Annotated in this window: 18 protein-coding genes; 12 read left to right on the forward strand and 6 right to left on the reverse strand. The window is 66.4% G+C overall.

Annotation, left to right across the window (positions count from 1 at the left end):
- Window position 1 precedes the first annotated feature (1 nt).
- Complete coding sequence (locus tag NUV38_RS00145; protein ID WP_257727191.1) at window positions 2-736, forward strand: hypothetical protein; 735 nt, start codon at window positions 2-4, stop codon at window positions 734-736.
- Here the strand turns inward: NUV38_RS00145 and NUV38_RS00150 are convergent.
- Genes NUV38_RS00150 through NUV38_RS00170 form a run of 5 tightly spaced genes read right to left on the reverse strand, consistent with a single transcriptional unit; the run spans window position 733 to window position 5477 of the window.
- Window positions 733-1467: a helix-turn-helix transcriptional regulator gene (locus NUV38_RS00150; RefSeq protein ID WP_257727192.1), complete on the reverse strand. Its 735-nt coding sequence runs from the start codon at window positions 1465-1467 to the stop codon at window positions 733-735. The two genes, NUV38_RS00145 and NUV38_RS00150, sit on opposite strands and share 4 nt — an antisense overlap.
- Window positions 1464-2750 (reverse strand): hypothetical protein, encoded by a 1287-nt coding sequence (locus NUV38_RS00155; RefSeq protein ID WP_257727193.1) that lies wholly within the window; start codon window positions 2748-2750, stop codon window positions 1464-1466. The genes NUV38_RS00150 and NUV38_RS00155 overlap by 4 nt, the downstream gene beginning before the upstream one ends.
- Window positions 2747-3502 carry an ATP-binding protein gene (locus NUV38_RS00160; RefSeq protein ID WP_257727194.1) on the reverse strand — a complete coding sequence of 252 codons (756 nt, stop codon included), beginning with the start codon at window positions 3500-3502 and terminating at the stop codon, window positions 2747-2749. Before NUV38_RS00160 ends, NUV38_RS00155 begins: the two co-directional genes overlap by 4 nt.
- Window positions 3499-4989 carry a Mu transposase C-terminal domain-containing protein gene (locus NUV38_RS00165; RefSeq protein ID WP_257727195.1) on the reverse strand — a complete coding sequence of 497 codons (1491 nt, stop codon included), beginning with the start codon at window positions 4987-4989 and terminating at the stop codon, window positions 3499-3501. Before NUV38_RS00165 ends, NUV38_RS00160 begins: the two co-directional genes overlap by 4 nt.
- A complete protein-coding gene (locus tag NUV38_RS00170; RefSeq protein WP_257727196.1) occupies window positions 4986-5477 on the reverse strand; it encodes a hypothetical protein in 492 nt (163 codons plus the stop codon). The genes NUV38_RS00165 and NUV38_RS00170 overlap by 4 nt, the downstream gene beginning before the upstream one ends.
- A 175-nt stretch (window positions 5478-5652) precedes the next feature.
- Between NUV38_RS00170 and NUV38_RS00175 the strand changes: the two genes are divergently transcribed.
- From NUV38_RS00175 to NUV38_RS00215, 10 genes are all read left to right on the forward strand, one after another.
- Window positions 5653-5958 (forward strand): helix-turn-helix transcriptional regulator, encoded by a 306-nt coding sequence (locus NUV38_RS00175; protein WP_257727197.1) that lies wholly within the window; start codon window positions 5653-5655, stop codon window positions 5956-5958.
- 208 nt (window positions 5959-6166) lie between these two features.
- The gene (locus NUV38_RS00180; RefSeq protein WP_257727198.1) at window positions 6167-6571 is read left to right on the forward strand and encodes a hypothetical protein; all 405 of its coding nucleotides are present in this window, start codon (window positions 6167-6169) and stop codon (window positions 6569-6571) included.
- Between the two features lie 129 nt (window positions 6572-6700).
- On the forward strand, window positions 6701-7366 hold the full coding sequence (locus tag NUV38_RS00185; RefSeq protein WP_257727199.1) for a hypothetical protein: 666 nt from the start codon (window positions 6701-6703) through the stop codon (window positions 7364-7366).
- Window positions 7367-7554: 188 nt separating this feature from the next.
- Entirely contained in the window at window positions 7555-8490 is a 936-nt protein-coding gene (locus NUV38_RS00190) for a hypothetical protein (RefSeq protein WP_257727200.1), read from the forward strand.
- A 5-nt stretch (window positions 8491-8495) separates the two neighbouring features.
- Entirely contained in the window at window positions 8496-8636 is a 141-nt protein-coding gene (locus NUV38_RS00195) for a hypothetical protein (RefSeq protein ID WP_257727201.1), read from the forward strand.
- A 19-nt stretch (window positions 8637-8655) separates the two neighbouring features.
- The gene (locus NUV38_RS17135) at window positions 8656-9021 is read left to right on the forward strand and encodes a copper resistance protein CopC (RefSeq protein WP_374625708.1); all 366 of its coding nucleotides are present in this window, start codon (window positions 8656-8658) and stop codon (window positions 9019-9021) included.
- 41 nt (window positions 9022-9062) lie between these two features.
- Window positions 9063-9428, forward strand: coding sequence for an ArsR/SmtB family transcription factor (locus NUV38_RS00200; protein ID WP_374625539.1), 366 nt, complete (start codon window positions 9063-9065; stop codon window positions 9426-9428).
- Window positions 9421-10143, forward strand: a complete 723-nt coding sequence (locus NUV38_RS00205; protein ID WP_257727202.1) for a cation diffusion facilitator family transporter — start codon at window positions 9421-9423, stop codon at window positions 10141-10143. Before NUV38_RS00200 ends, NUV38_RS00205 begins: the two co-directional genes overlap by 8 nt.
- Window positions 10143-11057 (forward strand): cation diffusion facilitator family transporter, encoded by a 915-nt coding sequence (locus tag NUV38_RS00210; RefSeq protein WP_257727203.1) that lies wholly within the window; start codon window positions 10143-10145, stop codon window positions 11055-11057. The genes NUV38_RS00205 and NUV38_RS00210 overlap by 1 nt, the downstream gene beginning before the upstream one ends.
- 34 nt (window positions 11058-11091) lie before the next feature.
- Window positions 11092-11742, forward strand: coding sequence for a DsbA family protein (locus NUV38_RS00215; protein ID WP_257727445.1), 651 nt, complete (start codon window positions 11092-11094; stop codon window positions 11740-11742).
- 1 nt (window position 11743) lies between these two features.
- Here the strand turns inward: NUV38_RS00215 and NUV38_RS00220 are convergent, their stop codons facing one another.
- Window positions 11744-12088: a helix-turn-helix domain-containing protein gene (locus NUV38_RS00220; protein ID WP_257727204.1), complete on the reverse strand. Its 345-nt coding sequence runs from the start codon at window positions 12086-12088 to the stop codon at window positions 11744-11746.
- 302 nt (window positions 12089-12390) lie between these two features.
- On the opposite strand from NUV38_RS00220, the gene NUV38_RS00225 reads away from it, so the two are divergent.
- On the forward strand, window positions 12391-13530 hold the full coding sequence (locus NUV38_RS00225) for a GTPase family protein (protein WP_257727205.1): 1140 nt from the start codon (window positions 12391-12393) through the stop codon (window positions 13528-13530).
- Window positions 13531-13563 lie beyond the last annotated feature (33 nt).

Below are 13563 nucleotides of genomic sequence, written 5' to 3' on the forward strand. Positions count from 1 at the left end.
CATGTACCGGATGCCGCCGCTCCCGCCGCTCGTATGCTCAGACGTCGTGACCGTGCTCGTAGGCCTCATCCACCCCACTGACGGGGTCGCCATCCTGGCCGACCGTGCCTCCATCGAAGTCGGGACCGACACGGCTGCCGGGTACCCGATGCCGGCTCCGCCGCGGGTCAAGGTGCGGACGAACGGCCGCGGCTTGGTCGCCGGTGTCGCAGGCCTCGCCGAGAACGGCGGTGTCTCGGTTCTTCGGCTCGTCGAAGACGCCCTGGCGGCGACGTCCGATCTGCCGACGGCAGCGACGGACCTGAGACGGGCACTGAACACATCAGCCACGAACCTGCTGGCAGGAGTCGAACCAACTGGACCAGCTTCCGAAGTCGCCGTGCTCGTTCTTATGGGCGGACACGACCGCAGCGGCCCCGCGCTCGAGGTCATCGGGTTGAAGTGGGACGGGACCACGGAGCCGAGACGCTACGCCGGAAGCCGGGCGTTCACACCTGCTTCGGTCCAGACGCGCATGAACCAACGGCTCCAGGAGACATCCGCGGCAGGCAGCTCCCTGGAAGAGCAACTTCGCGACATCGGCGACCTACTGCCCGGCATGGCGCCGTCAGCCATCGTCAACGACGGCATGGACGTAAGCCCCGAGCACGACTACGCCCTCGCGAGTCGCCCAGGGCAGTCCCATGTTGTCGCCGTTGAACCGCCACCGGTGACGCTCCGCATCCCTCGGCACTAGGGCCCGGTCTGCCCGACCTCGTCGACCATGAGGGAAAACCGCGCGTCTGCGGTCAACTGCGTACCACCAGACACGTTCAGCTCGACAATGCCTGCGTTGACCAGTGACCGTTTCGCGACCTGGTCAGCCATCCCGACCCTCTCGTCCTGCAGGCCACGGACTGTCCGGGACAGAAGGGAGGTCTGCTTGATGCTCATGTCATCACGGGCCAGCTGCTTGCGTGACAGCTGTTTGACCGCCTCGGGCGGAGCCGCACCGACGGCTGCGGCTAGCCGGACGTTCCTGCCAGACACCTGAACTTCCAAGCCGCACGGCGCCAGAGCAGTACTGAGCCGCTCCAACGACGTCATCAGCGAGTCCAGGTCCGTGCCCAGCACCGCGGCCAGCTCATCGCGCCGAACAGCGGTCTCCAGCGACGCGAGCACTGCCCCGACACGCCGGTCCAGACCGGCGTCCCCGTCGTCGATGGGGCCTGGGGTTGGGGTGCTCGGCGTACCGCTCACGAGCAGCGAGCTGGCTGGCATACCCAGGAACCGGGCAAGACGGTCGATGTCGCCGAGGCTGATGGTCCACGAGACATCCCCCCGTTCGATGGCGAGGACGGTTTCGGGCGAGAAGTTCGTGCCGAGCTTGTCGGCAAAGGCTCGAGCCGACCACCCGAGCTCCAGCCGGCGTGCCCGCATGAGCTCGCCGTTGAGTGTGGGGTCACTGGCGTACGAGGCGCTGCTCATGCGACTTCCCGGATGGTCAGTCCCCAGCGTGTGTACCAACGGCTGCCGTCGGACCGGTCCCACAACTTCATCGGGGCGGTGACGACCATGTCAACCTCGCGGCGGGCGTCGCGCAGGTAGCGGCGGATGCGCACCTCGGGCATGGGACCTTCGGGTGTCGCGAAGAACAGGTCATCACCGTTGGCGCCGTCGAGGAGCCGAACCTCGCGGAACGCGCGGATGAAGACCTGGGCGTGCTCGAAGACGTTGACGGTGCCTTCGGGCATGCGCAGGGTTGAGCCGTCCGGTGCGACATCGGACATCCTGAGCCCGAGCAGTTCGTCCGGGTCGGCGCCGGTCGCAGCAACGGCGCACGTCGCACCTCGGGCCGGGTCGGCGTACGCGCGCAGTCGCTGCCACGGCTCTGGTTCACGCAGCGCCTCGTGCGGCATCGTTTCCGCGGTGCCGAGCAGCCGGTTCAGCACGACGCGCATGTACAGCTGGGACTTGAACAGCGCGACCTGGGTTGCCCTGATGACGACCATGAAGTGCGAGACGGACTCCACCTGGTGCCACTGGTGCTGCAGGTAGGCCGCGATGGCCTCCTCGCGTTCGGTCATCCCGTCCGGCAGCGTGGAGGCCAGCTTGATGCCAGCGCGGACGTAGCGGACGAAGAATTGGTCGACCTCGGCGAACGCCTCGGGTGTCAACAGGTCACGGCAAGCGGCCCTGAACGTTGGGAAGTCGTCGCTGGGCAGATGCTCGGGCCATGCGCTCGGTGGCTTGACCGCGTGCACGTCGTCGGGTGCCGTGGTTGCCGACGGTGGGTGGTCGAGGTGGAACGTGGACAGGAAGGTGCCGGCAGTGACCTCCAGGGGTGCCTCGAGATGGTTGTTGCGGCAGAAGTCCTCGATGGTCGCTTGGACGGTCGTGCGGTAGCCGGTGTCGCCGACCAACCAGATGTCCCAGCCGACACCGATGGCCGTGGTCAAGAACGCTGCGATGACGGGGTGTCGAGGCAAGAATGCGTTCTGGACGTAGACGTGCCTGGTGTGGTGCGCCCGGGCCCAGGCGACGACGTGCTCGAGCCGTGCCTGGGCGGGCCGTCCGTTGCCGTGGAAGCCGTCTTGGACTCCGTAGGCGCTCATCAGGTCCATGGACAGGACGTTCATGCGGGCGGTGTCGGGGCGGGCCCACACGCCGACACGGCCGGCGGGCAGGTCGGTGAAGGTGCTCGCGAAGATGTTTCTGGTCAGTCCGGCGTGGTCGTCAACGACATGGATGCGTCCGGGGCGTGTGCTCATCCCTGCACCACCGAGAGCGCAGCTGCGACGTGCTGGGCGGTGACGGGCGTGCCGTCGGGCAGCTTGGACATGAGGTCCAGCAGCGCAGACAGCAGCTGTCCCCAGCGTCGCCAGTTCCCGTACCCGTACGTTGCGTCTACCTGCAGGACGAGTTTGGGGTCCAGCGCGGCCGTTGCGGGGTGCCAGTCACGAACTGCTCGTAGCAGCGACTCGGCGTCCATGGCCTTGAACTCCACCCGCGCTGCGACCCTGCTGTGCAGTTCTGGGGCGCGACTCATGGCGGAGTCGATGGTTGAGCCGACCAGGATGAGCGCCCATGGCAGGGCCATCGCGCGTCCTTGGTCGTGGAAGTACCGGACCTGCTGCAGGGCATTCTGCTTGAGGTTCTGGGCCTCGTCGATGACCACGACCTGGCCGTCCAAGGCAGGGATGAGCAACTCGGTGAGCTCGTAGAGGGTGTCGCGGCTGTTGAACGGGATGGCGGTCGCGCTGAGCAGCCTCACAGTGACCTCCTTCGGGGCAGGGTTAGGTGGCATGTCTAGCCAGTGAACGGTTCGGCCTGTCACCACCGGGTGTGTTCTCAGGAACCGGTCCACGGTGAACGACTTGCCGTTGCCGGGGGCGCCGGACACCACGGCGATGCCGTGTCGGCTGACTGCGGAGCTGAGCTTGTGCTCGGCCGAGATGAACGCCTTGGTCTTGACGACGTTGGCGGCGTCCAGGCCGGGCAGGTGACGGGCTTCGGTGCTCATGCGTCACCGTCCCCGAGCAGGTTCAGCAGTGCGTCCTGGTCGGCGAAGATGCCGGTCGAGGTCGGCGCCGAGGGAGCTGGCTTGTCGGCCTTGGTCTTCCGTGACCCACGGGCCGTCTTGGGTGCAGTGGCCGCGTTGATGACCGCGACCTGCGCGCGACGGGTTGCGGCTCGTTCGTGCGCAGCCTTGATGGCCTGCCAGTCCGCGTGCCGTTGGCGGACGAGCTGGCGGCGCCCTTCAGGGTCCAGGAGCTCGGCCGGCGCGGCCTCGCAGATGAGGTCGTCGCCGTCGAAGACGAAGATGGTCTCGGTCTCCAGGGGCAGGTAGCGGACATCGACCTTGCGTCCGCGGTACTTGGCCATGGCGGGAGACAGGTACTTGCGTCCCTCGAACCGGATGCCGTCCTTGCTGACGGTGCGCTGCTTGGGCGCGCGCAACATGAGCGAGTGGAGCTGCTCGGGCTCGGCGTGGACGATGTTCTGTGCCTGGGTCTTCCATGCGTCTAGCGGGGTGCCGGACAGCTCGGAGTGTGGGCGTTCGGTGTTGTACGCGACGACCCAGTCCTGAAGCTTCAGCACGAGCGCGGAGAACGGCAGCAGGCCGGAGTCCGCGCCGCGCCAGTACTCCCTGCCGCCGAACGACCGGGGTCCGTCCGAGGCGCCGGGCAGCCCGGCGTACAGCTCGGACTGGATGGTCTGGTGCCAGCGCTCGACCTTGCCCTTCTGCCACGGCGAGTACGGAGCGGCCGGGTACGGGGCGATGGACAGGCGCATGCACGCCGCGCTGACGTCACGGTTGACGAACTCGGTCCCGTTGTCCCACTTCGCGGTCGCCGGGATGCCTCCGACGAAGGTGCCGTCGGCGGTGCGGAAGCCGCGGATGCCGGCGGCCAACGCGGCGAGCGCGTCCTCGGCTCCGGGAGGGCCGGGCAGCAAGATGGTGGCCATGACCATGCGGGTGGCCTCGTCGATGAACGTGACCTGCCACGGCTTGAACGGCGCCTGCCCGTTGTCCGGGCGCACCCAGACGGGCACCTCCTGGGAGTCTGCCTGCCACCGGGTGTTGGGGCGTGACGGGACGTCCACGCAGTAGATGGACGAGTTCAGGTAGTCCTCGCGGCCGTTGCCGCGCAGAGCTGCGGCAACTGCCGGTGGCACGTGCGTGTTGAAGTCCTTGGTGAACTGGACGTACCCGACGCTGATGGTCCCGTCCTGGCGTAGTCGAGCCCAGGCCTGCTTGGTGGTGTCGGTGCCTGCGACCGCGCCCAAGACCAGGGCGTTCTCCTGCCGGTCGTTCCACCACCCGCGACCGGGCTTGGCTGGGGCGGCGGGTGCGCGAAGGGCGGCCAGGTGGCGACGGACGGTGCGTGTGGAGATGCCGAACCCACCGGCGGCCTCAGCGATGACCTTGCCGGTCACCACGCCGCCGTTGGCGGTCATGGCCTGGTTTAGCATGGCGTTGAGCGCGGTCCGCTCCGAGGCTCTCATGCCGACTCCGTCACGGTCGCGACGCCAGCCATCGGCAGGTCTGCTGGAAGCCAGCCGACGTTGTCTGACGTGTACGCGACCGACTGGTCGGGGTTGGTCAGGTCGCAGACTCGCAGCAGGGTCCCGCTGGTCAGTGGGACGGACTTGGTGCCACCGAACGAGGTGACGCCGCGGCTACAGAGCCTGTCGATGATGAGCTCATCGGTGTCGAGCTTCTGCCACGCCATGAGGCCGGCGGTCACGTTGGCGCCGGCGAATGTCCACCCGGTAGCGAGGGTGAAGTTGCGGCGGTACGTGATGGCCGCGGCAGCGGTGCGCTGGAACGTGGCACCGGCTCCGCGGCCGCGCAGGTTGCCGTGCTCGGCGACGAGCTTCTCGATGGCCTCGAGCTTGAGGGCGGTCTCGGGGTTGGCGATGAGCACACGGACGGTGAGCTGGTCCAGAGCGTTCGCGGTGGCGAAGGGAGTTCGTATCTTGTCTGTCGTCATGGTCGGATCCTTGGATGATGCAGGTGTCGGGTGCCTGCTCGGGCTGCAGATTCCACTGACCGTGCGGCCCGTGCACATTGTTAGCAGCGGCATCTGACGCAATTGCGAACGCAGGAGGCGCATTCTTGGTGGCAGGTGTGGTTTGTCGGTCGTCGAACTGCCCTACGTTGCGCGTGTGTCTCCCACCCGCCCACCGAACGCGTACGGTCGCGCAGACCAGTGGCCGGAAGGCCCTTTCACGCGTCTGGAGAACGACGCGGCATTGCTGGCCGCGGTGAAGATGGCCGCCAGCATCGCGGTCGAGGTGCGCACGGCCAGGACGCGCCGGTACTGGTCGCAAGACGACCTGGCCAAGCACGCCGGGGTCAGCAAGTACACGATCTCTCGGCTCGAGTCAGGGGGCACGTGGTCCGACCTGCGAGTGGTGCTGCGGGTGTGCGCGGCATTGGACCTGCAGCTCTCGGTGGCACCCAGCACCTGACGCCACGACCTAGTTGTGGGTCGTCACGACAGGGTGCTGACCCTAGGGCGGATGGGCCGCGTCGGCGCTGCGAAGCGCAAAGGGCGCCAGAGGGACACCGCCTGACGCTGGCGGACAGTGTCCTTGACCAACCGGCTGAACGAGCGACCTGACTCGTCCTGTCGGTGTGCCCTGTCAGTGTGATCTGCGAGAGCAGAGGAGACGAGCGATGGAGCAGGCGGCGGGCCCAGAGACCAACCCCTTGACGGATCGCTTGCGCCCGTTCTGGTCCCTTCGTCGCACCGCGAAGGCGCTCGGGCTGAGTGAGGCGCAGGTACACGAACGGGTAGCCGCCGGCAACGTGCTCGGGCTGACAACCAGCGACCAGGTGCTGGTGTTCCCGGTCTGGCAGTTCACCTCCGACCCCGATGAGGTCGTGCGGGTGTACCCAGGGGTGCAGGCGTTTTGTCGGGAGCTGACGGACCAGGACCAGTGGTCGGTCGCGATCCTGCTCAAGTCCGACCGCCGAGTCGATGAGCTGGATGGGCGCGCGCCTATGGACGTGGTGCGCGCCGGAGATGAAGCTCAGCTGGCCGCGTACGGCCACCAGGTCTGGCGCGAATGGCGGCAGTAGCAGTCCCGCATGCACTGCTTAGGACCGTGTGAAGGCACCTATTCGGCTGGCCACCAGTGTCGCGCGAGCGGTTGGCGGCGCAGGGCAGGCCATGACGGTCACACCCGTCATGTACTGAAAGGAACCCAGATGACCAACACGGAATCGCCTGTCACCCTCGCCACCCGCGGCCTGCTCATCGGCCGTCGCGACGGGCACCTCACGCCCGAAGCCACCGACACGAACCTCGAAGCGCTCGCCGGCGAGACCCCGGACACTGACGCCAGAGACCTTGGCCTGCTGCTGGCCTGCATGGGCAAGCTGTCCGAGTCGTTCTCTGCCGAGAAGCCCGCTCAGGATGCCGCCGCACTCCTGCGTTCCAAAGTGGCCAACAACCAGCACGGCAGCCTGACCGAGCTCCTCGGCGACCACCTCGCACAGGTGCTCGTGCGGGTGGAGCCGCTGTCGGACTGGACCGGAATGTTGTACCCGGGTATCAACGCCCTGTACAACGACGGCACCGAGGCGCTGCTGGACCTTGACGAGGACCGCTTCGGCGCCGTCCTCGCCGACCTGACCGACCGTGTCCGACCTTTCACCCCGGATGGTCAGGCAGCAACGCAGATGCTGGCCAGCATCGTCCAGATGGCGACCGAGGTGTCGCCGTTCAACCCCAGGACCTGGCCGTCTACACCCAATGGCTCGCCGGTCAGGGCACCCCGCCGGTTCCGGTCGAGATCGAACCCGCCAACGAGGACTGGACCTGCCCGGCCGAAGCAGCATGGCTTCTGGCCGTCGCTCGGGACTACAACCTGACCTTGGACGAGGCACTCATCGTCCTGGCCCGAGTCGTCAACGTGATCTGGACGTTCGTCTGACCCAGCACCACCCAGAGCCCTGCGCACCCCACGGGTGCGGAGGGCTCTTTCGCGTCCAGGGCACGGCGCCAAGGCACGTCAAGCCAGTCATCGGGGTTGTCGGTGTGTCGCCCTAGGCTGCTGCTCATGAACTTCAAGTCCGCCACCACGTGGAGACGGCTGGTCCTCGCCATCTTTGTTGTTGGTGTGTTGGTCTGGTTCACCGGGTGGGGTCTGCCGCAGGTGTGTTCGCAGCAGTTGCCAGACGGCTCAGCGACGCCGGTGAAGGTCTGCGAGGCGATGTCGGCCACGGACCCGCGAGCGCTGCTGTTTCTGCTGGTCGTCGGTGCGCTCGTGCTGCCAGACCTTGCCGAGCTCGAAGTCGGGGGAGTGCTGAAGGTCCGTCGGCAGCTTGATGACGTCAAGGGTGAGGCGTCCGAGCTGAAGAACGAGCTGGCTCACGTCCGCACCCAGGTGATGACGGCAGCGGCCGCCGCAGCTAGCTCGCACTCGAAGGCATCAGTTGAGACCTACAACGTCTACCCGGGCCGTCGAGCCGATGTCGGCAGCGCGCTGGTGGAGGTTGCGGGTGCGGGGGACGGCGACTTCGACGACGGTGAGGAACTTGGCGCGTACGCAGCCATCGCGTTCGAGTCCGGGTTCTACGGGCTGCCCCGGTACTTGTCGGACGAGATGACACCGGCCGCTGTTGCCGGGTACGTCTTCGACGATGACGAGCTGACCCTGTACTCGGTCGCGACACGTGGCGGCGAGGCAGCAGATGCGCTCGAGCAGGCGCAACGGTCAGCAACAGCCCCGAACCTGACGGGGGTGTTCTTCGAGCTCGGGTCCCAGTTCTACGTGGTCACGGCGCCCGCGTGCGATGACCGGGGCCTGGTGGTCGGAGCCATCGCAGTGCGGATGCCGGCAACGGCGGGCACCCTCGACGATGATGACGACCAGGACACGGTAGGCACCGTCGAGCTCATGGCCAACACGTACGCCCGCCTTCTCATCGACGTCATGGGGGAGAAGCCTCGTGAGGTACCTGCTGGAAAAACGGGCCTTGAGGGGACACAATGAACAGCATGAGCAACCAGCAGCGCGTGACCGTCTCGAAGGCGGCGAGGAACCGGGCGATTCGTTCCGCGCTGTCCACCAAGACCGTACGGGTCGTTCCGATGACCAACTCGCAGCGTCGCGCCGCTGACGGCAAGGTCTCCAAGTAGCAGCGGACGGTGGGGATGGCTGGAATGGTGGTCAACATCGACCTGCCGGCAGGCCGCCCCCGCCGGCAGCTACCGGGTGACCTATCGCATCGTGTCAGCCGACGACCACACCGTTGCGGGCGCCATCGACTTCGAGGTCCGGTCCTCGAGCCCCGATCCGACACCGTCCCCGACGACGCCCCAACCGACGGAACCCGCGCCAAGCCCAACCCCCTCGCCAACAAGCGCAGCAAGGTCCCAGACCCAGGTTCTTCCCAGCTCAGGCGGCTCTACAACGGCGAAGGACGCGTTGACCATCGTCGGGTTCTCCGTGGTGACGATGACTGGGTTGGTGTTGTTGCTTCGCGCAGGTCTGAAGTCGGCAGGGTCCGAAGACGAGGACTGACCCGCTTGCCATCTAGCACGCAGTGCACATAACATCGCCCCATGACGATGACATTGGAAATAGCCGATCCGAGCGCGGAGGAGCCGCTGACCGCGGCCGCGTGCCTGTTCCACGGGTTCAGCGACCGCTCCCGCCTGGTCATCCTCCAGCACCTGCTGCTCGGTGAGCACCGGGTCGTGGAGCTGACCGAGCACCTCGGGCTAGCCCAGTCCACCGTCTCCAAGCACCTGGCCTGCTTGAAGGACTGCGGCCTGGTGACGTCCCGCCCGCAGGGGCGCGCCTCGGTGTTCAGCGTGACCCACCCGGAGGCGACGACGAAGCTGCTCGCCGCGGCCGAGACTCTGCTGGACCTGACCGGATTCGCCGTCACGCTCTGCCCCAACCACGGGGTGAGCGCCCATGACTGACCTCGACCTGGCGACCAAGCAGCGCCTGGGCCGGCGAGCCAAGATGCTCGCCGGCTTCTCGGTGACCTACAACGTCATCGAGGCCGTCATCGCCATCACCGCCGGGTTGGTCGCCGGGTCGGTCGCCTTGGTCGGGTTCGGCCTGGACTCCGTCGTCGAGGTGTCCAGCGGCCTCATCATCTTGTGGCAGTTCTCCCACCGCATCCCCGAGTCCCGCGAACGCCAGGCCCTGCGACTTCTGGCGTTCTCGTTCTTCGCCCTGGCCGCGTACGTCGGGTTCGAGTCCATTCGGTCACTGCTGATCGGCGCCGACCCTGACGCCTCGACCGTCGGCATCGTCCTGGCCGCCGTGTCGCTGGTCGTGATGCCGTTCATCTCCTACGCGCAACGTCGGACCGGCAAGGCGCTGGGCTCGAACGCGGTCTACGCCGACGGCACCCAGACCCTGCTGTGCACGTACCTGTCCGCGGTCCTGCTGGTCGGACTGGTGCTGAACGCCACCTTGGGCTGGTCCTGGGCCGACCCCGTCGCCGGGCTCATCATCTCCGCCGTGGCTGCCCGGGAGGGTCTGGAGGCGTGGCGAGGTGAAGGCTGCTGCGCGCCACTTTCTCGCAGCGCCGATGATGCCGAGTGCGGGTGCACCGACTGCCAGGACGACTGCTGCGCACCATCCGCCGGACCACAGCTCATCGAGCTCACCGACCGGACACGCTGATGGGCGCCGGGCACAGTCACCCGCCGGCTCCCGCGGGACACGCTGGCGGTCGCTATCGCCGCAAGCTGGCGATCGCGTTCGGTCTCATCGCGACCTTCTTCGTGGTCGAGCTCGTCTACGGCCTCATCGCCGACTCGTTGGCGCTCATCTCGGACGCAGGGCACATGGCAGCAGATGTCGTCGCGCTCGGCGCGGCCCTGGCCGCGACGAAGATCGCGACCCGCAAGGACACGACCGGGCGCCGGTCGTTCGGGTCCTACCGCGCCGAGGTCTTCGCGTCCGGCCTGACGGTCCTGCTGATGTTGGGCGTTTCCGCGTACGTGGTCGTCGAGGCCGTCAGCCGCATCGGTGACGACCCGGACGTCTCCTCCGGCCCGATGGTCATCGTCGGCGGCATTGGCTTGGTCATCAACGTCATCGTCATGCTCCTGCTGAGGGCAGGCTCGAAGGAGAGCCTGAATGTCAAGGGCGCCTACTTCGAGGTCGTTGCCGACACGGCCGGGTCGGTGGGTGTCGTCGTCGCGGGCATCCTCATCGCCACCACCGGCCAAGCATGGTGGGACACGGTCGTGGCTTTGGCCATCGGCGCATTCGTCGCGGTCCGTGCGGTAATCCTGGGTCGTCAGGTCCTCGCCGTACTCGGCCAGCATGTCCCCGAGGGCATGGCCATCGACGCAGTTGCGCAAGACCTCGCAGCGATCCCGGGGGTGTCCGACGTCCACGACCTGCACATCTGGGTGCTCACGTCCGGCATGAACGTGGCCACAGCCCACCTGGTCGCCGACGACACCGACCAGTTCCCGCGCATCCTCGAACAGGCCCGCGCCACCCTCAAGACCACCTACGCCATCGAGCACGCCACCCTCCAGGTCGAACGCTCCGCAGCACGCGAGTGCCACGAGATCGACTGGTGACCCACACCCAGAAACGAGACGACCAGTGAAGACCATGACCAAGCAGACCAAGATCGCCCTGCTCGTCGGGCTGGTCGCGATGACCTTGTTCGGTGGCGCGTTCGTCTACCAAGAGGTGGCCGCACCTGAACCGGCCGACGCCGCGGAGCGCAAGAACATCACGGTCCGCGCCGACAGCCACCGGCTCGACACCGCCGAGGACGGCAAGGTCACGCTGGTGGAGTTCCTCGACTTCGAGTGCGAAGCATGCGGCGCCGCCTACCCGTTCATCGAACAGCTGCGCGAGCAGTACGCCGGCAAGGTCACGTTCGTCCTGCGGTACTTCCCCATCCCCAGCCACGCCAACGCCAACAACGCCGCCTACGCCGTGGAGTCCGCTGCCCGACAGGGCAAGCTCGAGGACATGTACAAGCGGATGTACGACACTCAGGCGGAATGGGGCGAGTCCCAGGACTCCAAGGCCGACCTGTTTCGCAGTTTTGCCGAGGACCTTGGCCTCGACATGGCACAGTACGACGCCGACGTGGCCAGTCCCGAGGTCGCCGCACGCGTCCAGAAGGACGTGGACGACGGCACCCGGCTCGGCGTTTCGGGCACACCGTCGTTCTACCTGAACGGTCAGCGCCTCATCCCGTCCACCACTGAAGAGTTCATCCAGGCCATCGACGAGGCTTTGGCCGAATAGGTCAGTCTTCGGCCGGTGTCGGTGAGAGCGATCGCCAGACGACGGGGGTCTCGTCGCTACCGGAGACGAGGCCCCGGTCAGCGAGCGCCTTCAGGATGCGCGGTGTGTTCGTCGAAGCGATACCCGTGTTCTGAGCGACGTCGGCGGCAGTCAGGCCGGCGTCGCCTGCCTCGTGCAGGGCGGTGAGCACGCGCTGCTGGGACTTGCCTAGCTGCCGGCCGTGTGTCGCAGCTGAAGACGGCACTGGGGGAGACGTATCCTCTTCTCGGAGACGTTCGGCGAACGCCACAAGCGCACGCCCGACATCTTCAGCGAGAGACGCGATCGCGTCTTGTCGAGATGTCATAGGTACATGATAGTCGCGATGATAGTGATAGTGGCTGTCATAGCGATTTTGCCGGTGACGAGTCGATGAAACGCGACAGCTAAGCAGTGAAACGGGCGGGTGCCACAGCGATTCGCAGTGGCACCCGCCCGTGCGTGGTGCGCTGTAGTGCCCCGAAGGATGCAATCGAGGGATTTCCCTGGGCGGAAGGCGCGCCGAGCTAGCTCGATGGGGCTATCTCGAACTTCCTTCGCGAATGTTGTTCAAGACTCCCGAATCGCCCACTACGGTGAGAAGACTTTCGGTCCAGTAGGGGGATGGCGATGACGAAATCCGGCGACGTGATGGTCACCGATGCGTTTCAGAAGGCCTGGGATGACGTACGCGGCGAAGTCGGGCGGTTCAACTTGGCTATCTTCGGAAAGTCGGGGGTCGGCAAGAGCACGCTCATCAACGCCATCTTCGGCGCCGAGGTGGCCGAGACGGGCATTGGGCGACCGGTGACTCAGCACGATCATCTCTACGTGACTGAGACGGGTAGTCTCGGGATCTTCGACACCCGCGGGCTCGAGGTCGGTGCCGAGAACGACCGGATCCTCGCGGAGCTTCGTGAGTACATCGGTGCGATGAGGCGGAAGCCGGTCGAAGATCAGATCCATCTCGCGTGGTACTGCGTCCGCGCCGGCGACAACCGATTTGAGGACACTGAGGCTGAGTTTGTCCAAGCGCTCTCGGAACTCGGGCTTCCCGTGCTCGCGGTGATGACGCAGGTGGAGCAGCGCAACGGCGTGTATCACCCGTCAGCTGTCGAACTCATTCAGCACATCGAAGATCGGGCACTCCCGGTTGGGGACGATCGAGTGTTCCCGACGATGGCCCTCGCCGATGATTTCCGTGGCCTCCAGGAGCATGGGTTGAAAGAGCTCCTCGACGCCACCTTTCGTCATGCTCCGGATGCAGTGGCTGAAGCGTTGACTGCCGCTCAGGTCATCGACGAGGAGCGAAAGAAGGAAGCGGTCAAGGAGGCGATCAGCCTTGGTGTCGGTCTCGCAAGTGCTGCTGGGGCGAGTCCGATCCCGTTCTCCGACGCAGTCGTTCTTGTCCCGATCCAGATGTCGATGCTCGCTCGGATCGCGCACATTCGAGGCGTCGAATTCGATCAGGCGACGGCTGCAACACTCACGCTCACGGCGGCGTCGACCGCGGCGGGCCGAACCCTAGTGACTAACCTCCTCAAGATGGTTCCGGGTGGCGGGACACTCATCGGTGGCACAATCAGCTCCGCGGTGGCCGGAGCCATCACCTGGTCCATGGGGCAAGCCTGGGACCTCGTATGCAAGAAGCTCGTCGCCGGAGAGGTCCCCATCGTGGATGGCGCCCTCAAAAGTGACGTGGTGCGCGACCTTTTCGTGACAGAGTTCAAGTCTCAGATCGCGAAAGCTCGGCCGAAGGGCGGAAAGTGAACCGCAAGCCTTCCGGTTCTCCGCTTAGTGCTT

The organism is Aeromicrobium sp. 50.2.37, from assembly GCF_024655735.1.
In the GTDB taxonomy this organism is placed as follows: domain Bacteria; phylum Actinomycetota; class Actinomycetes; order Propionibacteriales; family Nocardioidaceae; genus Aeromicrobium.